Below are 22,835 nucleotides of genomic sequence, written 5' to 3' on the forward strand. Positions count from 1 at the left end.
GCGGTCTGGACGGGACTCGAACCCGCGACCCCATGCGTGACAGGCATGTATTCTAACCAACTGAACTACCAAACCGTTTTGTTAACTTAATGTTAGCGATGCTTTATTAATTCAACGGTGCAAATATACGACCATTTACCAACGGTGCAAACATTTTTTAAAAAAAATTACCCAATGATTTTAAAGTTTTTTTCAGTTGGCTTTTTTTCAATTGTTTATAAAAAAAATACCGGAATAAATCCGGTATCCGTTTGTTTTATTGTTGTTTATTGTTGCTTTTATATCAATTTACTTAAAGCATCAACATACGTTTGTTTTGGTGCCACACCTACCTGACGTCCTACTACTTCTCCGTTTTGGAAAATTAATACGGTTGGTATGTTTCGCACCCCGTATTGCGAAGCAAAATCCTGATTTGCATCTACATCTACTTTTCCTACTACTACTTTCCCGTCAAAATCTCCGGCCAATTCTTCAATAGTTGGTCCTAACATTTTACAAGGTCCGCACCATTCTGCCCAAAAATCCACTACTACCGGTTTGTCTGATTTTAATACTACTTCGTCGAATGTAGCATCTGTTATTTCTAAAGCCATATTTTTTATTTTTAATGTATCTACAAATTTAGTTATTTTTTCATTTGTACCAAATTAAGAACCATAAGTTATATCTATCGTTCTATTAGGCGAATCAATTTAAACGGAAAGAAACCTGCATTTTTTCCAATTCTTCTAATAAATCAGATGATATTTCTATACGCATATTTTTACTTGGCATTTCTACCATATTTTTTCTGACATATTGTGTTTCAGGAAGATTTATCTCTGCTTCCTTAACTTCTCCGTCCTCTTGAGGGTCCGTTTCGTCTTCCTCAACCAATAATTTCTGAACGGCTTCAGCCTGTAAACGGTTCTGAACTTCTTCTAATTCAAATATTTCAAACACCACCGATTTATTTCCCGGATTTTGCTCCATAATCAACCGTATTTTTTCTACCTGCATTTCTTTTAACTGACGAACATCCATTTGAATGATCAGCTTTTTGGCAAAAGTAGGAATCACTTCGTTTAATAATTTTAACTCCACAAATTGTAAACGAGGTTCAGATCGCTCGTTGGTATCCTTTTTTACCCATCCTTCTTTTACATATACTTTAAAATACACAAAGGTGTTATTAAGTAAAAAGTGTCGGTATTTCAGGTAATCTTCATTAAACATGCGCATTTCATAACTTTCGTCGTACCCTTCTACAGTAAACATTGCCCAGTCTTTGCCTTTTGCCGAAGTTCTAAATTGTACATTTGAAATCATTCCGCCAAAAGTTACGGTTCGTCCCACCAAAGATTCTAACTGTTTTAATTGTTCTAAACGAACATTGCAGAAATATTTCAGCTCAAATTTAAAATCATCTAACGGGTGCCCGGAAATATAGATTCCTACCACATCTTTTTCTTTTGCTAATTTTTCCATCGTTGTCCATTCGTCACAATTTGGAATGACCGGTTCAGGAATCTGTACTTCGCTTGATTCGCCAAACAAGCTTACCTGGGCGGAGTTTTCGTTTTCCTGATATTTGGCTCCGTATTTCATTGCCTTTTCTAGAAAGGTTACTCCGTCGCCTTCAGTATGAAAATATTGTGCACGGTGTGTATCTGTAAAACAATCAAATCCGCCGGCTAACGCTAAATTTTCAAAAGCCTTTTTATTAGCAGCCCGTAAATCAATACGCTTTGCCAAATCGAAAATTGACTTGTAATTCCCGCCTTTTCTGTGTTCAATAACAGTATTTACAGCTCCTTCTCCTACCCCTTTAATGGCTCCCATTCCAAAACGGATCTGGTATTTTTCGTTCACGGCAAATTTATAATGCGATTCGTTTACATCAGGTCCTAAAACATCTAAGCCCATTCTGCGGCATTCTTCCATAAAAAACGTAACCGATTTAATATCGTTCATGTTGTTTGAAAGCACCGCTGCCATATATTCTGCCGGGTAATGTGCTTTTAAATAAGCTGTTTGATACGCCACCCACGCATAACAGGTAGAGTGTGATTTGTTAAATGCATACGAAGCAAAAGCCTCCCAATCTTTCCATATTTTTTCTAATGTTTTTGTATCATGACCTTTTGCGGCTGCTTGTTCCACAAACTTTGGCTTCATTTTATCCAAAACATCTTTTTGCTTTTTACCCATTGCCTTACGCAAAACATCGGCTTCACCTTTTGTAAAATCGGCTAATTTTTGCGACAAAAGCATTACTTGTTCCTGATAAACGGTAATTCCGTAGGTTTCTTTCAGATATTCTTCACACGCGTCCAAATCATAAGTAATTTCTTCTTCACCATTTTTTCGCCGGATAAACGAAGGTATATATTCCAATGGTCCCGGGCGGTACAAAGCATTCATTGCAATTAAATCGGCAAAAACCGTTGGTTTTAATTCGCGCATATATTTCTGCATTCCGGGCGACTCGTACTGGAACACACCTACCGTTTCTCCGCGCTGGAACAATTCGTATGTTTTTACATCGTCAATCGGAATTTCTTCCGGATCAATTTCTACTCCGGTTCGTTGTTTGATAATGGCAATGGTGTCTTTAATAAGGGTTAAGGTTTTTAACCCTAAGAAATCCATTTTTAACAATCCGGCACTTTCGGCAACCGAGTTGTCAAACTGTGTTACATATAAATCGGAATCTTTTGCTGTTTGAACAGGAACGAAATTAGTAATATCATCAGGTGTAATGATTACCCCACAAGCGTGAATACCCGTATTCCGCATAGATCCTTCGATGATTTTTGCCTGCTGAATGGTTTCTGATAATAGGTCGCTTTGATTGGCAATATTGATTAATTCTTTTACCGCTTCAAATTCTTCTGAACGCAATACTTTCTTGATGTCATCTTCGGATTCTGATAAAAACCGACGCAGATTCCATTTACCGGGCATCATGGTTGGAATCATTTTAGCAATTCGTTCCGATTCGTACAAAGGCAAATCCAACACACGGGCAGCATCTTTAATTGCCGATTTGGTTGCCATTTTACCATAGGTAATGATCTGTGCTACCTGGTTGGAACCGTATTTTTTTATTACATAATCCATTACGCGCCCACGACCTTCATCGTCAAAATCAATGTCTATATCGGGCATCGACACACGATCGGGATTCAGGAATCGTTCAAAAAGCAAATCATATTTTATGGGATCTAAATTGGTAATACCTAAACAATATGCCACTGCTGACCCAGCTGCCGACCCACGCCCGGGACCAACAGAAACCCCCATTTGCCGAGCCGCCGAAATGAAATCCTGAACAATCAGGAAATAACCCGGATAACCGGAATTTTCTACTGTTTTCAGTTCAAAATCTAAACGTTCAGTGATTGTATCATTTAATTCTCCATAACGTCGTTTAGCTCCTTCGTAAGTCAAATACCTTAAATAGGCATTTTCTCCGCGTTTACCTCCATCTTTTTCATCTTCCGGATTGATAAATTCTTGGGGAATATCAAATTTTGGAAGTAAAATATCTCTGTAAAGCGAATATACCTCTATTTTATCTACAATTTCCTGAATATTGATGATTGCGTCGGGCAAATCGGCAAAAAGAGCCTTCATCTCATCTTGCGTTTTGTAAAAATATTCCTGATTAGGCAATCCGTAACGGTACCCGCGACCGCGACCAATAGGCGTTGCCTGTTTTTCACCATCTTTTACACACAACAAAATATCGTGTGCATTGGCATCGGTTCTTTCTAAATAATACGTGTTGTTGGTAGCAATTAATTTTACCTGATGTTTTTTAGAAAATGCGACCAATGTTTTATTTACACGGTCTTCGTCTTCCTGATTGTGGCGCATGATTTCTAAATAAAAATCATCTTTGAAATGCTCTTTCCACCACAACAACGCCTCTTCGGCTTGTTTTTCACCGATATTTAAAATCTTATTGGAAATTTCTCCATATAAATTTCCGGAAAGAACAATAATATCTTCTTTATATTTTAAGAGGATTTCTTTATCAATTCTGGGAACATAATAAAACCCGTTGATAGACGCAATGGATGCCAGTTTTGCCAAATTATGGTATCCTTTTTTATTTTTAGCCAACAGAACAATTTGATAACCGTTATCTTTTTTAGATTTATCTGTATGATTTTCACAAACGAAAAACTCACACCCAACAATGGGTTTTATCTCTTTTTCTGTAGGAATCTCTCCATTTTCTACTGCTGTTTCATTAGCCTTTTTTACATTTTTATTGTGGTCTAAAATAGCACTTACAAATTTAAAAGCACCCATCATATTTCCGTGGTCGGTCATAGCAATGGCTGACATTTTTTCGTTTGCCGTTTTCTTAATCATTGCTCCGATATCGATCGTTGACTGCAAAACAGAGAATTGTGTGTGATTATGCAAATGTGCAAAAACAGCAGACTCAAATGCCTGTTGAACTTCTACAGAAATTTCTTCTTTTTTATCACCCTCAATGACACCTTTGGCTTCTAACTGCTTGCGAATTTCTTCGGATGCTTTTTTTAGGTTGATATGCTTTAAACCGATAAATTCAAACGGTTTGGGATTTTCCTCTTTAAATTTTTGAAGATAACCTGATGGTTGTTTCAATTCATTTTCAGTATAAACCTCTTTTCTTACTAATTCAAAAAAACAACGAGTAGTAGCTTCCACATCGGCAGTTGCGTTATGTGCTTCTCCAAAAGGCACGCCAAATAAATATTGATGTAATTCGGTTAACGTAGGCAATTTATACCGTCCACCACGTCCCCCCGGAAGCTTTAATAAATCGGCAGTAACCTCGGTACAGGTATCTAAAACCAACATAGTGTTTAAAGGTGTCTCAACGGTAGCCCGATAATATTCGGCTCCCATCACTTTTAAATCGAAACCTACGTTCTGCCCTACTACAAATTTTGCCTTGTTTAAAGCAGTATTAAATTTTGTTAGTACCGTTGATAAATCAACACCTTTTTCTGTTGCCAATAACGTAGAAATCCCATGAATGCGTTCAGAATCATAAGGAATATCAAAATCTTCAGGTTTTATCAAATAATCTTCATGTTCCATCACATTACCCATTTCATCGTGCAACTGCCAGGCAATCTGGACACAGCGCGGCCAATTGTCAACATCAGTAATAGGTGCATTAAAATCTTTTGGCAAACCAGTGGTTTCGGTATCAAAAATTATATACATCAGTAAAATTTAAGTTGATTTCTTACAAAGTTACAATAAAAAAAGTCGCTCTAAAATAAAGAACGACTTGAAGTATATGTTAAAGCAATTTTTGCTTATGGTTGCGGTGTTTCCGGATCTTCAGGAGTCTCTGGGTTTTCAGGAATCTCTGGATTTTCAACAGGTGGATAGGTAATTGGAATTCTAAAAAACACCCCTTTATTAAAGTTAACCACTTCTCTGTCTGGCAAAACCATTGTAGCATCTACAGGCACCATTTCAGCATAGAACGTTCCTGAAATTGTCCCCGGCACTTGATTTTCTATCGGTTCTAACTTAATATATCCTTTCCCTGTTGAAGACGAAGTACTGTAACGATAAACCGTATCATTTTCTACTTTAGAATAAGTTGCTACATTATAATTAGATGTTCCTAAAGTATATTCCTGACCCAATTCATAATCTTCAATATACAAAGTGATATTTTCTGTGTCGTTTGCACCAACAATTACTAAATCGCCGTCGTTAAAATTAGCTGCTATTTTAGTAGCACGCCAAAATGTGTAGCTGTTCATTGCTTCAAAAGTAGGTGTATTGGTGGTTAGTTCTTCTTCACACGAAACTAATGATATTGCTGCTAATGCAATTAAAAAATATTTTTTCATATTTATTTAGATTCTGAATTTCATTGTTAAAAACAAAAATAGATTTTTTTTCTTTATAGCTGTTCATTTTTTTTAATAATTATTTAACTTTTTTAAAATTTAACAATTCAAAGTTTAATTTCCTCTGCTAAAAATGGTTCTTTTAAAAAAAAGAATTATTTTTGCACTTCAAAATTAATTAATTAGAGGTCGGGTACCTCGCTTAAATCATTTTAAGATTATGTCTGTAAAAATTAGATTACAAAGACACGGTAAAAAAGGAAAACCTTTTTACTGGGTAGTAGCTGCTGACGCACGCGCTAAAAGAGATGGTAAATTCTTAGAAAAATTAGGAACTTACAATCCTAACACTAACCCCGCAACAATTGACCTAAACGTTGATGCTGCTGCAAAATGGTTATTTAACGGTGCACAACCAACAGATACTGCACGTGCTATCTTATCTTATAAAGGTGCTTTATTAAAACACCACTTAAACGGAGGTGTGCGTAAAGGAGCTTTAACTCAAGAGCAAGCTGATGCTAAATTTGCTGCTTGGGTAGAAGAGAAAGCAAACAAAGTTAGCGCTAAAGTTTCTGGATTAGCTGACAATAAAGCTGCTGCAAGAGCCGCTGCATTACAAGCTGAAAAAGAAGTAAACGCAAAACGTATTGCTGCTGCTCAAGAAGCTAAAGCTGCTGCTGAAGCGGACAATGCAGAAGAAGCTACTCCAGAAGTAGAAGAAAATACAGAAGAAACTGAAGCTTAATTTTTAAGGCGGTTTAATGCGTAAAAAAGATTGTTTTTATTTAGGTAAAATCGCAAAGAAATTCAGTTTCAAAGGCGAAGTTTTGGTCTATTTAGATACAGATGAGCCTGAAATGTACACAGAATTGGAATCAATGTTCGTTGACATCAACGGACATTTGGTTCCTTTTTTTATTGAAAAGGCGTCACTCCACAAAGAAAAATTTCTACGTACGCAATTTGAAGATATTGATTCAGAAAACGCTGCTGATGATATTGTAGGCAAAGACGTTTATTTACCTCTTTCTTTTCTTCCTCAACTCGAAGGAAACAAATTTTATTACCACGAAGTAGAAGGTTTCACAGCCATAGACCAACGGTTAGGAAACTTTGGAACCATTTCACGAATTACCGACAATGGCGTACAAGCTTTATTTGAAATTGAAAAAGGTGAAGCTATTATTTTAGTACCCGTTATTGATGAGTTTATTATCGAAGTAAACCGCGAAAACCAATCTATTCTGTTTAATACCCCTGAAGGATTGATTGATTTATATTTGTAACATTTCCTGCTTTTTTTATTTGTTGTATTTTTGAGGGATTTTTTTCTTCAAATTATGTTTCAATTCAAACAATTCACAATCAATCAAGACCGCTGTGCTATGAAAGTCGGAACAGACGGAGTATTATTAGGTGCGTGGACACCTTTATATAACACTCCTTATACCATTTTAGATATTGGTTCCGGTACCGGATTAATCGCTTTAATGCTTGCCCAGCGTTCTAATGCTGAACAAATTGATGCAGTTGAAATTGATAACGAAGCCTTTACGCAATGTGTCGAGAATTTTGAAAACAGTCCGTGGAGCGACCGCTTGTATTGCTATAATGCCTCATTGGAAGAATTTACCGAAGAGTTTTTCGAAGAAACAACGTATGATTTGATTGTTTCTAATCCCCCATTTTATGTAGAAAACTATAAATCAGGCGATGCTCAAAGAGACAAAGCCCGGTTTACAGAATCTTTACCTTTTGAACAATTGATTGCCTGCATCGAAGGTCTGCTGAGCGACGACGGAATTTTTTCTGTAATTATTCCTTATAAAGAAGAAGAAGCATTTATCAAGCTATCTGCTGAATACGGTTTGTATCCGTTTAAGATTTGTCGTGTTCAAGGAGCACCTGAAACAGAAATCAAACGCTCGATGCTTGCAATGACTCGCATTCCGGCAGAAATTACCTTTGAAAAACTGGTTATAGAAACTCAAAGACATCAGTACACCAAAGAATACATCGCTTTAACAAAAGATTTTTATCTAAATATGTAATTTTTTTTATTCTACACCTTTAATTTCCCTTAAATAAATTTTAAGCTTGTTGTATCAGCAAGTTTTTTTTATTCCAAACAAAAACAAAAACACAGAATATTTACCTAAATTAAAATACAAAACAAATGTGTTTTTAGAAAAATATTCTTATTTAAATTTGTTTTTAGAAAATATATCAATACATTTGTACACGAATTTAGGATTTAAAAATGATAATATTCAACAACAATATGGCAATGACTATGATGATGCACAAAGCGTCCGGATAGTCTATACCAACAAATTAATGATTGTAAAAATCCTTTAGGTATAGACCTGAAGGATTTTTTTATGAAATAAAAAATGAACAAAAAAAGAATACCAAAACAGTTGACCAGTCATTTTGCCGATAAAGATTGCGAAATCAGTTATCAGTGGATTTGTATTGACAATGAACCTAAACCAACGCTTGTTATTCTACATGCTTTAACGGGAAACAGTACGGTCTCAGGCAAAGACGGTTGGTGGAATGAAATCGTCGGTGAAAATAAAACAATTAATTGTAATAAATACAACATTCTTTCTATTGATACGTTGGGAAACGGATACGCTACAAACACACATTTGCACATTCATTCTATTGAAAATATAACAGTAAATGATGTTGCAAAAATCAATTTGTGGTTGTTAGATGAATTACAATTGACTACTGTTCATTCGTTGATTGGTGGAAGTTTGGGTGGAGCTATTGCATGGGAAATGTGGAAAGAAAAACCGGTTTTTTTTCAACAATTGATAAGCATCGGTGCGCATCCTTTAGAAAATCATTGGATTAAAGGGATTACGTTTTTGCAGAAAAACCTCTTGCAGAAAAATGAATCAGGATACGAACAAGCCCGAATGTGGTCAATGCTTTTTTACAGAAATGCCTTGGGAGTCGATTCAAAATTTAATCAAAGTTCACAAAGTATTGAAAATTGGTTGACCTATCACGGTGCGTCTTTGAAAGCACGGTTTTCGGAAAAATCGTATGAGATAATGAATCATTTGTTGGGAGCAATCGGAAAAGGAAGTTACAGAGAACAATTTCTAAATGCCGCACAAAAAAGCACTACACAAATTGTTGTCATAAGTATTTCGTCGGATTGGTTGTTTCATCCGCAGCATCAAATCGAATGGATAGAAGCAATCAAACAAGTACATAAAAATATAACGCATCATTCTTTAGAATCCGTTCACGGGCACGATGCCTTTTTAATAGAATTTGAAAAATTAGGAAGAATAATAGAAAATTATTTATGAGTAAAGTATTAAAATTTGGAGGAAAATCACTGGCAAGTCTGCATCAGAACAACGATTTACTGAATATTATTGAAAGTTATCTGAGAACCTCATCCTTAATTGTAGTGGTTTCTGCCATTGGAAACACTACCGATTTATTATTGGAATTATTAAATAAAGCCAAAAACAATCAGGCTTATTCCGAAGAACTGAAAACATTAAAAGAACTGAATTTTTATCCGAAGATTGATACAACTTCACATTTTCAACTAATTGAAAATATTTTGCAAGGTGTTTCGCTGATTCAGGATTACAGCACAAAAGTTCAGGATTTACTGTTGGCTCAAGGCGAATTAATCAGTTCAAAAGTCGTTACAGAATTATTAACTCAAAAAGAACTAAATGCCGTTTTTGTTGATAGCACGCAATTAATAAAAACCGATGCTTATTTTTCGGCTGCGAATGTAAATGAAACATTAACCGAATTAAATACCAAAGAAGTTTTCAGTAAATTATCTGATAAAAAGTTAATCGTTTTGGGGGGATTTATAGGAAGCACCATTGACGGAGAAATAACCACTTTGGGCAGAAACGGAAGTAATTTAACCGCTGCGTTGATTGCCAAATTTACCGAAGTAGAAGAATTCTTAAACTTTACCCACGTGGACGGTATCTATACCGCCAATCCGGAATGGGTAAGTTCCGCCAAACGCATCGAACAATTGAACTACAGCGAAGCAAACGAATTAGCCACTTTCGGAGCATCAATTCTGCATGCCAAAACCATTGTTCCGTTGATTGAAAAGAAAATTCCATTACGAATATTGAATACGTTGAACCCTGAAAGTACCGGAACTTTAATTTCTTCTGAACCTACGCCAAACGGCGTAAAATCATTGACGGTTTTGCAAAATGTTGCCTTAATCAACTTTCACGGTAAGGGATTGTTGGGAAAAGTAGGAGTCGATGCACGCATTTTTACCGCTTTGGCAAAAAATAATATCAGCGTAAGTGTTATTTCACAGGGTTCTTCAGAACGCGGATTAGGGTTTGTAGTAAACGCAAACGATGCGGTTGCAACAAAACAGATTTTGGAACAGGAATTTGCACCCGATTTTTATACAAAAGACGTTGAAAATATCAGCATTAATAACGACATAACGGTTGTTTCCATCATCGGTCAGGATTTAAAATCGTTTCACAAACCGTACAGTGCATTGGTCAAAAACGGGATTGTTCCCATTTTGTTCAACAATTCCATTTCCGGAAAAAACATCAGTTTGATTATTGAAAAAAGTCAGTTTAAAAAAGCGTTGCACGTGATTCACGGACAAATTTTCGGAGTGAATAAAACGGTAAACCTTGCTATTGTTGGTAAAGGAACGGTTGGAAGTGTTTTGATTGACCAAATCATTGCATCGAGAACACCAATTGCCGAACGTAAAAACATTGACCTGAATATTTTTGCCATCGCCAATTCCAAATCGGTATATTTCAACAATAATGGTTTTGATGAACATTGGACAACCGAATTTAACACACCAAACCCCAATTCGCTTTCTTCTATTATTGATTACGCAAAAGAACATCATTTAGAAAATCTGATTTTGGTTGATAACACAGCTGCGGAATCTCTTCCAAAACGCTATACGGAATTTATTGATAATGGGTTTGACATTGTTTCATCGAACAAAATAGCGAATACGCTTTCGTTTGAATTTTACCAAAACTTGCGGGAAACCTTAAAGAAAAATCAAAAGCACTATTTGTATGAAACCAATGTAGGTGCAGGGTTACCATTGATAGACAACATACAGCTTTTACATTTGTCGGGAGAAAGCATTACCAAAATCAAAGGTGTTTTTTCGGGAACATTGAGTTTTATTTTCAATAAATTTTCAATTGAAGAAAAACCATTTTCCGAAGTTTTAAGAGATGCTGTTTCAAAAGGTTTTACCGAACCCGACCCAAGAGACGATTTGTCGGGAACCGACGTGGCAAGAAAATTATTAATCCTGGCAAGAGAATTGGATTTACAAAATGAACTGGAAGAAATTGATATTCAAAATTTAATTCCCGAAGATTTTCAATCGCTAACCGTTTCAGAATTTTTAGACCAATTAGAAGGATTAAACGATTATTACAACAGGATTAAACAAGAATTAGAACCTAATGAAGTGTTGCGGTATGTTGGCGAATTGTCGGGCGATTTACAGCAAAACAAAGGTGTTTTGGAAACGAAATTGATTAAAGTAGATAAAAATTCGCCTTTGGGACAGCTTTCGGGCTCCGATAGTATTTTTGAAATATACACTGAATCTTATGGCGACCGTCCCATCATCATACAAGGTGCCGGTGCCGGAGCAAACGTAACAGCACGGGGCGTTTTTGGAGATATTTTACGTTTAGCAGAAAAGAAATAAACTCTAACTTTTCTAAAGTTCAAAACTTTAGAAAAGTTTATTAATCTATAAAAATGAAAAAAGAAACATTAGCAATAAGAAATCAAATAGACCGCACACAGTATTTAGAACACAGTGCACCTTTATTTTTAACCTCAAGTTTTGTGTTTGAAGATGCGGAGGATATGAGAGCCTCCTTTGCAGAAGAAAAAGACCGAAATATTTATTCACGCTTCAGTAATCCGAATGTATCGGAGTTTGTAGAAAAGATTGTTTTGCTGGAAAACGCCGAAGACGGTGTGGCTTTCGCAACAGGAATGGCTGCTGTTTACAATACATTGGTAACTTTTTTAGAGGCTGGCGACCATATTGTTTCGGCAAGCAGTGTTTTTGGTTCTACACATACGTTGTTTACCAAATATCTGCCAAAATGGAATATTGAAACGACGTATTTCAACATTTTAGAACCCGAAACTATTGAATCAAAAATACAACCGAATACTAAAATATTGTTTGTAGAAACGCCTACCAATCCCGGTGTAGAAATTATCGATTTGGAATTTTTAGGCAAGTTGGCAAAAAAGCACAACCTTCTATTAATTGTTGACAATACGTTTGCCACACCCATTATCCAAACACCGATTGATTTTGGTGCACATTTGGTTATTCATTCGGCTACCAAACTAATTGACGGTCAGGGAAGAGCTTTAGGTGGAGTTACCGTTGGAAGCAAAGAACTCATCAGGGAAATTTATTTGTTTTCCAGAAACACAGGTCCGTCTTTAGCTCCTTTCAATGCGTGGATTTTCTCAAAAAGTCTGGAAACTTTAGCTATAAGAGTAGAAAAGCACAGCGAAAATGCTTTAAAAACCGCTCAGTTTTTAGAAAGCCATCCGGCTGTGGCAAGTGTGAAATATCCTTTTTTGCCTTCGCATCCACAATACGAAATCGCCAAAAAACAAATGAAATTGGGCGGAAACATCATTGCCTTTGAATTAAAAGAGGGTAAAGAGGCGGGCAGAAAATTTATCGATGCTATAAAACTGTTTTCTATTTCTGCCAATTTAGGCGATACCAGAACTATAGTGACGCATCCTGCAACTTCAACACACAGCAAACTAAACACCGAAGAACTTAAAGAAGCCAATTTAACCGAAGGATTGATCCGAATTTCGGTAGGATTGGAACATATAAACGATATTATTAAAGAACTGAATCAAGCGTTACTATAAATTATGGAAGTAGATTGTATCACAGAACAGCATAAAATTTCTGAACTCATCAAACACAAAACCTTGGTGCTCGATGGTGCTATGGGAACAATGTTGCAGGCGTATCAGTTTTCGGAAGATGATTTTCGTGGCGAACAATTTAAAAACTTTCCACATCCTTTAAAAGGAAACAACGATTTGCTTTCGATTACGCAGCCCGAAGCCGTGAAAGAAGTCCACCGAAAATATTTGCAAGCCGGTGCGGATATTATTGAAACAAATACCTTTTCTTCTACAACAATTGGAATGGCAGATTATCATCTGGAAGATTACGTATATCAGTTAAATTACGAATCGGCAAAAATCGCACGTGAAGTCTGTGACGAATTCAAAATCCTGACACCCGAAAAACCTCGCTTTGTTGCAGGTTCGATCGGACCAACCAACCGGACGGCATCTATGTCTCCCGATGTGAACAATCCGGGTTACCGTGCCATTACTTTTGAAGAGTTACGCATTGCTTACAAACAGCAGATTGAAGCATTGATAGATGGTGGCTGTGATTTGCTTTTGGTTGAAACTATTTTTGATACGCTGAATGCCAAAGCAGCTTTATTTGCGATTGAAGAAGTGAAGGATGAACGCGGAATTGATATTCCCATTATGGTTTCGGGTACGATTACCGATGCTTCGGGCAGAACACTTTCGGGTCAAACGGTAGATGCTTTTCTGATTTCCATTTCGCACATTCCGTTGTTAAGCATCGGGTTCAACTGTGCATTGGGAGCAGAGCAATTAAAGCCTTATTTAAAACAGTTGGCACAACATACGTCGGTAAATATTTCCGCACATCCAAACGCAGGTTTACCGAACGCTTTTGGCGAATACGATCAGTCACCGGAAGAAATGCAGCAATTAATCGCCGATTTTTTGAAAGATGATTTGGTACAGATTATTGGTGGTTGTTGTGGAACAAATCCCGAACATATCCGGTTGATTGCCGAATCAGTTGAAAAAGCAAACGCACTTCGTTCCGGGAAAACAGAAGAGAAAGAAGTTACAGAAAAAATTCTCACACTTTCGGGATTAGAACCACTTTTCATCACAAAGGATTCAAACTTTATCAATGTTGGCGAACGAACAAATGTTACCGGTTCGCGAAAATTTCTTCGATTGATAAAAGAAGAAAAATTTGACGAAGCTTTAGATATTGCCCGATTGCAGGTAGAAAACGGTGCTCAAATCATCGACATCAATATGGATGAAGGAATGTTGGACGGAAAAGAAGCTATGGTTCATTTTCTTAACTTAATTGCTTCCGAACCCGATATTGCCCGAGTTCCAATAATGATAGATAGTTCCAAATGGGAAATCATCGAAGCGGGTTTACAAGTTATTCAGGGAAAAGGGATTGTAAATTCCATCAGTTTAAAGGAGGGAGAAGAACGATTTATTCATCACGCCAGATTAATCAAACGATACGGTGCTGCCGTTGTGGTAATGGCTTTTGACGAAGCAGGTCAGGCAGATACTTTGGAACGACGCATCGAAATATGTAAACGTTCGTATGATATTCTGGTTCATCAGGTAGGATTTCCGGCACAGGATATTATTTTCGATCCGAATATTTTTCCGGTTGCCACGGGAATGGAAGAACACAACAACAATGCACTTGATTTTTTCCTTGCTGCCAAATGGATTCGGGAAAACCTTCCGTATGCGAATGTTTCAGGTGGTGTGAGTAATGTTTCGTTTTCGTTCAGAGGAAACGACAAAGTGCGTGAAGCGATGCATTCAGCCTTTTTGTATCACGCCATTCAACACGGAATGAATATGGGAATCGTAAACCCGGAACTGTTGGAAATTTATGATGAGATTGATTCAGAATTGTTGATTTATGTTGAAGATGTTTTATTAAACCGCAGAGATGATGCCACCGAACGCTTATTGGATTTTGCCGAACATTTAAAAGGCGAAACCAAATTTAAGGAAGAAAAAATTCTGGAGTGGCGTTCTCATTCTTTACAGGAACGTATTACGCACGCATTGGTAAAAGGCATTGAAGAGTTTATAAACAACGACGTAGAAGAAGCCCGACAAACCGTAAACCGACCTATCGAAGTTATTGAAACCCATTTAATGAACGGAATGAACGTAGTCGGCGATTTGTTTGGTTCGGGAAAAATGTTTTTGCCACAGGTGGTAAAATCTGCCCGTGTGATGAAAAAAGCTGTGGCTTATCTGTTGCCTTTTATTGAAGAAGAAAAACTTAAAAGTGGAAGTACACAGAACAATTCGGCAGGAAAAGTCCTTATGGCAACTGTTCGCGGTGATGTACACGATATTGGCAAAAACATTGTAGCTGTAGTTCTGGCATGCAATAATTTTGAAATCATTGATTTAGGTGTGATGGTTCCTCCTGAAAAAATTATTGAAACAGCGATTAAAGAACAGGTCGATGCTATTGGTTTAAGCGGATTGATTACACCCTCGCTGGACGAAATGGTTCATTTGGCAAAAGAATTAGAAAAAGTAGGCAGCAACATCCCGATTATGATTGGCGGTGCTACGACATCAAGAGCACATACAGCAGTAAAAATCGCACCGGAATACCGGAATGCCGTAGTTCACGTAAACGATGCTTCCCGCGCTGTAACAGTGATTAACAATTTATTACAGCCTGATAAAAACAAAATTTATAAAGAAGATATTCGTGCGGAATACGAAAAATTACGTCATGATTTTTTAAGCCGGGCTCGTGATAAAAATTACCTTACAATTACCGATGCCCGAAAAAATAAATACAAAACAGATTGGGAAAACCAACAGATTAAAAAGCCAAATTTCTTGGGCAAAAAACAAGTTGAAATAGAATTATCCGAATTGATACCCTACATTGACTGGACACCTTTCTTTAGATCGTGGCAGTTGTTTGGAAAATATCCCGAAATTCTAAAAGACGAAATCGTTGGCGAACAAGCAACCATTTTATTTGCCGAAGCACAGGAAATGCTGCAAAAAATAGTTTCAGAAAAATGGTTCACAGCCAAAGGAATTTTAGGAATTTTTCCGGCAAATCAAATCAATGATGATGATATTGAACTGATTGACGGCGATAAAACTTATCAATTATTAACCTTACGACAGCAAGCTGATAAATCGGGGCGTGTTCCAAACATTGCACTGGCTGATTTTATTGCACCCAAAGAAAGCAGAATAGAAGATTATATCGGATTGTTTTGTGTATCAACCGGATTTGGCGTAGAAGAAAAAGCTAAAACTTTTGAAGAACAACAAGACGATTACAATGCCATTTTGGTAAAATCCTTAGGCGACCGTCTGGCAGAAGCCTTTGCCGAATATTTGCACGAAAAAGTCCGCAAGGAAATCTGGGGATATGCCTCTCAGGAAAATTTAGCCAACGATGAACTGATTAAAGAATCTTATGAAGGAATCCGCCCGGCTCCGGGTTATCCTGCCTGTCCCGATCATTTGGAGAAAAACACCATTTGGGATATTTTGAACGTAGAAAATGAAATTGGCGTAAAGCTGACAGAAAGTCTGGCAATGTGGCCTGCATCATCGGTTTCGGGCTATTATTTTGGAAACAAAGAAGCGAAATATTTCGGTGTAGGGAAAATCAAAAACGATCAGGTGGAAGATTATGCCCGCAGAAGAAATATCAGCTTTGAAGAAGCTGCCAAATGGCTCGGACCAAATATAAATGAATAACAAATTTAAGTACTAACAATGATTTGCGTTAGGGATTACCTTCGGTCAGTTCGGCTGAAGCCTCGGGTGAAGTGAAAAATCTTTTGTAAAGAATAAACAAAAGCTTGTAACACAAGTGAGAAAAAGCAACTAAATGTTGCTTTAACGAAACTTGCGAACGAAGTTCTGCCCGACCCGAAAGGGTAACGCCCAAATAATTATAAAATGAAAGTTACAGAACATATACAGAATGCCAACAGAAAAGCCTTGTTTTCCTTTGAACTTTTACCGCCTTTGAAAGGGCAGAATATCCAATGTATTTTTAATACAATTGATCCGTTGATGGAGTTTAAACCGGCTTTTATTGACGTAACCTATCATCGGGAAGAATATACCTATAAAGACGCAGGAAACGGTTTGTTGGAAAAAAAGATTGTCAAAAAACGCCCCGGAACGGTAGGAATTTGTTCCGCAATTCAGAATAAATACAAAGTTGATGCCGTTCCCCATATTTTGTGCGGCGGATTTACGAAAGAAGATACCGAAAACTTTCTGATTGATCTGGATTTTCTGGGAATTGACAATGTAGTTGCTTTGCGTGGTGATGCGGTTAAAAGCGAAATTTATTTTAAGCCCGAAAAAAACGGGCATCGTTACGCTTCGGAATTAGTTACGCAGATTTCCGAACTGAACAACGGAATTTATCTGGACGATGAATTGGAAAATTCACACGCTACCGATTTTTGTATAGGCGTGGCAGGTTATCCCGAAAAGCATATAGAAGCACCTAATTTTGATACCGATTTACAATATCTGAAACAAAAAATAGAAAAAGGTGCTGATTATATCGTTACGCAAATGTTTTTTGACAATCAAAAGTTTTTTGATTTTGTGGATAAATGTCGAAACGCTGGCATTGCTGTTCCGATCATTCCCGGATTAAAACCCCTGACAACCAAAAGCCAATTAAATATGATTCCGCATCGTTTTAAAGTGGATTTACCTGATCAACTTGTGATTGAAGCTTTGAAAGCCAAAGATAACGAAGCAGTAAAACAAATCGGAATTGAATGGTGTATTCAGCAAAGCAAAGAAATTATAGCTGCCGGTTTTCCTGTGGTGCATTATTACTCGATGAGTAAATCAGAAACGATCAGGCAAATTGCGAAAGGGGTTTTTTAAAAAGAGACTGCCCCAAAAGGACAGCTTCTTTACCTATAAAGAGTACCTAAACACCTGAAAGGTTGGGATAAGATATCGTTTTTTTTCAAGAAAATGTTTTTTTCTCTCAATGACATCTGCTGTCTTTCCTGAATAGTACTTTTAAACCAATGAAAATCACGTATTAAAATGAAAAAGGAATTCACTAAAGGTCAGGGAGCTGTAACAAATATTCACAACCGTTTTTTTAAACAGCGATACGAAACAACCATTTATCAGGATGATTATGAAGAAAAAACCGCTAAAACAGAATTATTGGAAGTTTTTCCGAAAACCATCGTTAACAAAGTAAAAAGTACGGGCGTACCTTTTCTGTACTCTATGAATCCGTATCAGGGTTGCGAACACGGTTGTGCGTACTGCTATGCCCGACCTACGCATCAATATTGGGGTTACAGTGCGGGTATAGATTTTGAACGGATTATTTTGGTTAAGAAAAATGCACCGGAATTACTGGAACAATTCTTTACGAAAAGAGGATACAAACCATCAGTTATTTCGCTTTCAGGAAACACTGATTGTTACCAGCCTATTGAGCGTAAACTGGAAATTACCCGTAAATTATTGCACGTGTGTTTAGAATATCGCCATCCGGTAAGTATTATTACTAAAAATGCTTTGGTGATTCGTGATTTAGATTTACTGAAAGAGTTAGCCAAAAAGAATCTGGTGAATGTTTCTTTGAGCATCCCGACGATTAACGAGGATTTACGCCGGATTTTAGAACCCAGAACATCATCTGTAAAAACCAAATTAAAAGCTTTAGAAACGCTATCACTTGAAGGAATCCCAACACACGTAATGGTTGCACCTATCATTCCAAGTATCAACAGTATAGAAATATTACCGATTTTAAAAACCATTTCTGAACACGGTGCAAACGGTTTCGGATATACATTAGTTGGATTGAACGACGAAGTAGAACCTGTTTTTAAAGATTGGCTGGAAACGCATTTTCCCGACCGAAAGGATAAAGTATTGAATCAGATTGCTTCTTTGCACAACGGAAATCTTGCTGAGAAAAACATTGCTAGACGAAATGCCGGCAACGGAAATTTCGCCGAGATGATTCATAATACGTTTGCTATCGGAAAGAAAAAGTTTTTCCCGAATGTACAATTTCCAAAACTTTCAACAGATTTATTCGATGGAACCAAAGGAGAACAATTGCGGTTGTTTTAATAAGTACGTCAAGTTCCATCAGTTCGAGTAAGAATTTTGTAACGGAGTGAAAAATCTGTATCGAGAACTTAAAAAATACATCACAAAATAACAAATCAAATCTATCGTGATTCTAACGCTATTCTGCTTTGGTTATCCTTATTTCCATAAAGTGCTTGTGTAATATCAGAATGTTTGTAAACATCAATGCTTTCAACATCGTTCTGATTTAACGAACGAAACGTTTCTTCACTTACACGCATGCCATCAACAATATAAACATAATTACCATTACTGGTTAAATTTTCCACATCTTTTAAAATGGTTTCGGGATTTCGGTTGGTTTCTAAATAATCAGAGGGTAAAATAACTAATCCTGGGATTTGTGCTTGTAATAATAATTGTGTAAAATTACGAGTAGCCGGCCAGCCACCACATAATATTCTTGAAGTTACTGTTGTTGAGACAATATTTTGTTCTTTAACATATTCTTCAATTGTTTTAGACTTATAAAAAACACCCGCACAACCAATAGTTTCTTTAGAAGTTGTTCTGTATCCATCAACCATAATATCAGATAAAAAATCTTTATCTTCAATTATTGTGATATTCAGAATATTGCTTTGAGAAACAGTTACTGTTGTTGTTTTAAATCCTTCATAAACAAACTGAATTCTATCGCCTTGTATTGCCGTTATAGTATATCTTCCTTCAATATCCGTTTCTGTTCCCTGATTTGTTCCTATTTTCAAAACAGTAACACCCGGAATTGGGTCGCCATCTTCGGTTTTAACAATACCTGTTATTTCTTTAAAAACATTTCCCTTTAGTTCTTGTTGATGTGAAATTACCAAAGAAGATATTTTTGGCGACCAAGAAGAAAGCAAAACTACCCCGAATGCAACACCAATATATTTCAAAAACCCAACGTTCTTGGTTTCTTTTTGATTGATTTTATTTTTCATTATTTTATATTTTTAATGGTGTGAACCAATCACACAACTTATTCAGTAAAAAAGGAAATAGGATAAAGGTACTTTTTTTTTAAACAACCCCCAATGGAGTTTAAAACTCCACCGAGGTTATATATTTACCTTATTGTTTCCTCACAATTTCTACAAGTCTTTGCCAGATGTGCGATGTTTTATTTTGCTCTAAACGCTATTCTGCTTTGGTTATCCTTATTTCCATAAAGTGCTTGTGTAATATCAGAATGTTTGTAAACATCAATGCTTTCAACATCGTTCTGATTTAACGAATGAAACGTTTCTTCACTCACACGCATGCCATCAACAATATAAGTATAATTGCCGTTTCGGGTTAAATTTCCCACATCTTTTAAAATGGTTTCGGGTTTTCTGTTGTTATTGGGATAATCATATCTTGGCGTAAGTATTAATGATGGATAAGCCCATATTCCTCCACAAGCAAAGATTTGAGAACGTGTTACGTTTTCAATAGCTCTTTTCGTAGTATCTTCTTTCTCATCAATACCCACTATCTTATCTTCCACCACAGTTGTTTCTGCTAAAAGATCTTCGTTACTATTTTGCTTTTTAGGCTTAACAGTTTTCTTTTTGTTAGATGAAGACGAAACAATCGTTTCTTTTTTTTCCAAAACAGATGGATATTCTTGCTTCAACTCTTCTCTAAGTACTGTTTTTGGGTGGTTATCAACAGACAGTTCTTCTGTTTCAGGTTGATTCATAAATTGAATTCCTAATGCACCAAGTACCATAAAAGTAGCAACAACACCTGCATACTTCCAAAAAGCCTCTTTTCTTCCCTGATTGATTTCATCTTTATTTTCCATACTTTATATATCTGATTGTAAAAAAGTTAACACTTTATTGAAAAGTATTTAAAGCAAGATATTCTTTTTTTTAGAAAGTTTCAAGAAAAACACATATATATTTTGTTTAAGATTTCTTTCTCAATATTTTTGCTACTCAACTAAACATCATTAATTATGAAACCGGATTTATTTCAGGCACCCGATTATTATTTATTAGACGATTTACTTACAGAAGAACATAAATTAGTACGTGACTCGGCAAGAGCCTGGGTTAAAAAAGAAGTATCACCAATTATAGAAGAATACGCACAAAGAGCTGAGTTTCCTCATCAAATTGTAAAAGGGTTAGGTGAAATCGGCGGTTTTGGTCCCTATATTCCGGTGGAATACGGCGGTGCAGGATTAGATCAGATTTCATACGGATTAATTATGCAGGAAATTGAACGTGGCGATTCTGGCGTACGTTCTACCTCATCAGTTCAATCATCGTTAGTTATGTATCCTATCTGGAAATACGGAAATGAAGAACAACGTATGAAATACCTTCCAAAACTGGCAACCGGCGAACTAATTGGCTGCTTTGGACTAACCGAACCTGATTACGGATCAAATCCGGGGGGAATGGTGACTAACTTTAAAGATAAAGGTGACCACTATTTGTTAAACGGTGCCAAAATGTGGATTTCAAACGCGCCTTTTGCGGATATTGCTGTTGTTTGGGCTAAAAACGAAGAAGGACGTATTCACGGACTAATTGTAGAACGCGGAATGGAAGGTTTTACAACACCTGAAACGCACAACAAATGGTCGTTACGTGCATCGGCAACCGGAGAGTTGATTTTTGACAACGTAAAAGTTCCTAAAGAAAACTTACTACCTAATAAATCGGGCTTAGGTGCACCTCTTGGCTGTTTAGATTCTGCTCGTTATGGAATTGCCTGGGGAGCGATCGGTGCAGCAATGGATTGTTATGATACCGCTCTACGTTATTCAAAAGAACGTATTCAGTTTGACAAACCAATTGGAGCAACCCAGTTACAACAAAAAAAATTAGCCGAAATGATTACCGAAATCACTAAAGCACAGTTATTAACCTGGCGTTTGGGTGTTTTGCGTAACGAAGGCAAAGCAACATCGGCACAGATTTCTATGGCAAAACGCAATAATGTGGATATGGCATTGACTATTGCTCGTGATGCTCGTCAAATGTTAGGTGGAATGGGAATCACAGGAGAGTATTCGATCATGCGTCACATGATGAATTTAGAATCAGTGGTAACCTATGAAGGTACACACGACATTCACTTGTTGATTACAGGTATGGATGTAACCGGTTTTCCGGCTTTTAAATAAGACATTTTCAAATTAAAAATCCCGAAGTAAGTCATAACCTCGGGATTTTTCCATTTTAATTTATTCTGTATATCTTGTATAAGTTGCTGTAGCTTTGGTGGAAATCCATCGTTTCTCTTTATATTTAAAAACGTTCAAATTCATGTAAAGGGTAAAGCTGTCTTCATCTATTTGGATCATTTGTTCAATTTCTCCCTCATTAAAGGTAGTAGTATGTCCATATTTCAATAATATTTCATTGTTATTGGTAAACTCATACATATACCCTTTAAATCCATTGGTATAGGAATATTGCAAAACAGCTGAATCTTCATCATTATAATCTGCACGTACCACCCACTGAACAGGAAAATTGAAATCAACAAATTGGGCTAAATTACCAAATTCAATGTTTTCTTTAGATGGTCTGATTTCTGCTTGAAACATATATGAATTTAAATCAGCCATTACAACACCTTCTTTATCTACACCATTAAAGAAATGAGGAGATGTTATTTCGTCGTAATAATCTGTACTTTCAATTCCATCTAAATTTAAATCTATAGGTGTTTCCGTTGTAATACTTGTAATCCGATAATACCCCGCTAATGTATTTACATACGGCTCGGGTGCTTCATCGGAACAAGACAAAAGTAAAAACGGTAAAAAATAAAGAAGATTTTTCATTATCTAACACTACTAACCGACTAACTTTTCAAAATTAAGGAGCTTCCCATTGTGGTTAGCTCCTTTTTTCATATTTTGGTTTTACGACAAATCAAAAATATGAGCAATAAAGATACAGAAAAGAAATTAGTCGGTCAGCC

16 protein-coding genes and 1 tRNA gene are annotated in these 22,835 nt (G+C 36.5%); 10 read left to right on the forward strand and 7 right to left on the reverse strand.

The features are described from left to right. Window position 1 precedes the first annotated feature (1 nt). The 4 genes from BLW20_RS11955 to BLW20_RS11970 all read right to left on the reverse strand — a co-directional run bounded on the left by BLW20_RS11955 (window position 2) and on the right by BLW20_RS11970 (window position 5,861). A tRNA-Asp gene (locus BLW20_RS11955) sits at window positions 2-75 on the reverse strand. Between the two features lie 203 nt (window positions 76-278). Next, the gene (trxA, locus tag BLW20_RS11960; protein WP_091101335.1) at window positions 279-596 is read right to left on the reverse strand and encodes a thioredoxin; all 318 of its coding nucleotides are present in this window, start codon (window positions 594-596) and stop codon (window positions 279-281) included. A 94-nt stretch (window positions 597-690) separates the two neighbouring features. After that, window positions 691-5,217, reverse strand: coding sequence for a DNA polymerase III subunit alpha (dnaE, locus tag BLW20_RS11965; RefSeq protein ID WP_091101338.1), 4,527 nt, complete (start codon window positions 5,215-5,217; stop codon window positions 691-693). 95 nt (window positions 5,218-5,312) lie between these two features. Then, window positions 5,313-5,861, reverse strand: coding sequence for a DUF6252 domain-containing protein (locus BLW20_RS11970; RefSeq protein WP_091101341.1), 549 nt, complete (start codon window positions 5,859-5,861; stop codon window positions 5,313-5,315). A 220-nt stretch (window positions 5,862-6,081) separates the two neighbouring features. Here BLW20_RS11970 and BLW20_RS11975 point away from each other — a divergent pair, with 220 nt between their 5' ends. From BLW20_RS11975 to BLW20_RS12020, 9 genes are all read left to right on the forward strand, one after another. Then, window positions 6,082-6,609 (forward strand): 30S ribosomal protein S16, encoded by a 528-nt coding sequence (locus BLW20_RS11975; protein ID WP_091101346.1) that lies wholly within the window; start codon window positions 6,082-6,084, stop codon window positions 6,607-6,609. Between the two features lie 16 nt (window positions 6,610-6,625). Beyond that, window positions 6,626-7,150, forward strand: coding sequence for a ribosome maturation factor RimM (rimM, locus tag BLW20_RS11980; protein ID WP_091101349.1), 525 nt, complete (start codon window positions 6,626-6,628; stop codon window positions 7,148-7,150). Between the two features lie 54 nt (window positions 7,151-7,204). Further along, window positions 7,205-7,915: a tRNA1(Val) (adenine(37)-N6)-methyltransferase gene (locus BLW20_RS11985; RefSeq protein ID WP_091101353.1), complete on the forward strand. Its 711-nt coding sequence runs from the start codon at window positions 7,205-7,207 to the stop codon at window positions 7,913-7,915. 342 nt (window positions 7,916-8,257) lie between these two features. After that, entirely contained in the window at window positions 8,258-9,196 is a 939-nt protein-coding gene (locus BLW20_RS11995; RefSeq protein ID WP_091101361.1) for an alpha/beta fold hydrolase, read from the forward strand. Continuing rightward, window positions 9,193-11,598 carry a bifunctional aspartate kinase/homoserine dehydrogenase I gene (thrA, locus tag BLW20_RS12000; RefSeq protein WP_091101365.1) on the forward strand — a complete coding sequence of 802 codons (2,406 nt, stop codon included), beginning with the start codon at window positions 9,193-9,195 and terminating at the stop codon, window positions 11,596-11,598. The genes BLW20_RS11995 and thrA overlap by 4 nt, the downstream gene beginning before the upstream one ends. 53 nt (window positions 11,599-11,651) lie before the next feature. After that, window positions 11,652-12,809 (forward strand): trans-sulfuration enzyme family protein, encoded by a 1,158-nt coding sequence (locus BLW20_RS12005; protein WP_091101370.1) that lies wholly within the window; start codon window positions 11,652-11,654, stop codon window positions 12,807-12,809. A gap of 3 nt (window positions 12,810-12,812) precedes the next feature. Next, the gene (gene metH, locus BLW20_RS12010; protein WP_091101373.1) at window positions 12,813-16,520 is read left to right on the forward strand and encodes a methionine synthase; all 3,708 of its coding nucleotides are present in this window, start codon (window positions 12,813-12,815) and stop codon (window positions 16,518-16,520) included. A gap of 204 nt (window positions 16,521-16,724) precedes the next feature. After that, window positions 16,725-17,681 carry a methylenetetrahydrofolate reductase [NAD(P)H] gene (gene metF, locus BLW20_RS12015; RefSeq protein ID WP_091101377.1) on the forward strand — a complete coding sequence of 319 codons (957 nt, stop codon included), beginning with the start codon at window positions 16,725-16,727 and terminating at the stop codon, window positions 17,679-17,681. Between the two features lie 168 nt (window positions 17,682-17,849). Next, window positions 17,850-18,902, forward strand: a complete 1,053-nt coding sequence (locus BLW20_RS12020; protein WP_091101381.1) for a PA0069 family radical SAM protein — start codon at window positions 17,850-17,852, stop codon at window positions 18,900-18,902. Between the two features lie 101 nt (window positions 18,903-19,003). Here BLW20_RS12020 and BLW20_RS12025 read toward each other — a convergent pair whose 3' ends face one another. Both BLW20_RS12025 and BLW20_RS12030 read right to left on the reverse strand, forming a co-directional pair. Further along, window positions 19,004-19,846: a carboxypeptidase-like regulatory domain-containing protein gene (locus BLW20_RS12025; RefSeq protein ID WP_091101384.1), complete on the reverse strand. Its 843-nt coding sequence runs from the start codon at window positions 19,844-19,846 to the stop codon at window positions 19,004-19,006. 179 nt (window positions 19,847-20,025) lie between these two features. After that, the gene (locus tag BLW20_RS12030) at window positions 20,026-20,694 is read right to left on the reverse strand and encodes a hypothetical protein (protein ID WP_091101388.1); all 669 of its coding nucleotides are present in this window, start codon (window positions 20,692-20,694) and stop codon (window positions 20,026-20,028) included. A gap of 156 nt (window positions 20,695-20,850) precedes the next feature. On the opposite strand from BLW20_RS12030, the gene BLW20_RS12035 reads away from it, so the two are divergent. After that, the gene (locus BLW20_RS12035; RefSeq protein ID WP_091101391.1) at window positions 20,851-22,029 is read left to right on the forward strand and encodes an acyl-CoA dehydrogenase family protein; all 1,179 of its coding nucleotides are present in this window, start codon (window positions 20,851-20,853) and stop codon (window positions 22,027-22,029) included. 60 nt (window positions 22,030-22,089) lie between these two features. On the opposite strand, the gene BLW20_RS12040 is transcribed toward BLW20_RS12035, so the two are convergent. Beyond that, window positions 22,090-22,695, reverse strand: a complete 606-nt coding sequence (locus tag BLW20_RS12040) for a hypothetical protein (RefSeq protein WP_091101395.1) — start codon at window positions 22,693-22,695, stop codon at window positions 22,090-22,092. Window positions 22,696-22,835: the final 140 nt, after the last annotated feature.

Origin of the sequence: Paenimyroides marinum (assembly GCF_900108395.1) — a bacterium.
Lineage (GTDB): Bacteria > Bacteroidota > Bacteroidia > Flavobacteriales > Flavobacteriaceae > Flavobacterium > Flavobacterium marinum.

Coding starts and splice junctions, on each gene's coding strand:
- trxA (WP_091101335.1), bottom strand. CDS start 596: ATGGCTTTAGAAATAACAGATGCTACATTCGACGAAGTAGTATTAAAA.
- dnaE (WP_091101338.1), bottom strand. CDS start 5,217: ATGTATATAATTTTTGATACCGAAACCACTGGTTTGCCAAAAGATTTT.
- BLW20_RS11970 (WP_091101341.1), bottom strand. CDS start 5,861: ATGAAAAAATATTTTTTAATTGCATTAGCAGCAATATCATTAGTTTCG.
- BLW20_RS11975 (WP_091101346.1), top strand. CDS start 6,082: ATGTCTGTAAAAATTAGATTACAAAGACACGGTAAAAAAGGAAAACCT.
- rimM (WP_091101349.1), top strand. CDS start 6,626: ATGCGTAAAAAAGATTGTTTTTATTTAGGTAAAATCGCAAAGAAATTC.
- BLW20_RS11985 (WP_091101353.1), top strand. CDS start 7,205: ATGTTTCAATTCAAACAATTCACAATCAATCAAGACCGCTGTGCTATG.
- BLW20_RS11995 (WP_091101361.1), top strand. CDS start 8,258: ATGAACAAAAAAAGAATACCAAAACAGTTGACCAGTCATTTTGCCGAT.
- thrA (WP_091101365.1), top strand. CDS start 9,193: ATGAGTAAAGTATTAAAATTTGGAGGAAAATCACTGGCAAGTCTGCAT.
- BLW20_RS12005 (WP_091101370.1), top strand. CDS start 11,652: ATGAAAAAAGAAACATTAGCAATAAGAAATCAAATAGACCGCACACAG.
- metH (WP_091101373.1), top strand. CDS start 12,813: ATGGAAGTAGATTGTATCACAGAACAGCATAAAATTTCTGAACTCATC.
- metF (WP_091101377.1), top strand. CDS start 16,725: ATGAAAGTTACAGAACATATACAGAATGCCAACAGAAAAGCCTTGTTT.
- BLW20_RS12020 (WP_091101381.1), top strand. CDS start 17,850: ATGAAAAAGGAATTCACTAAAGGTCAGGGAGCTGTAACAAATATTCAC.
- BLW20_RS12025 (WP_091101384.1), bottom strand. CDS start 19,846: ATGAAAAATAAAATCAATCAAAAAGAAACCAAGAACGTTGGGTTTTTG.
- BLW20_RS12030 (WP_091101388.1), bottom strand. CDS start 20,694: ATGGAAAATAAAGATGAAATCAATCAGGGAAGAAAAGAGGCTTTTTGG.
- BLW20_RS12035 (WP_091101391.1), top strand. CDS start 20,851: ATGAAACCGGATTTATTTCAGGCACCCGATTATTATTTATTAGACGAT.
- BLW20_RS12040 (WP_091101395.1), bottom strand. CDS start 22,695: ATGAAAAATCTTCTTTATTTTTTACCGTTTTTACTTTTGTCTTGTTCC.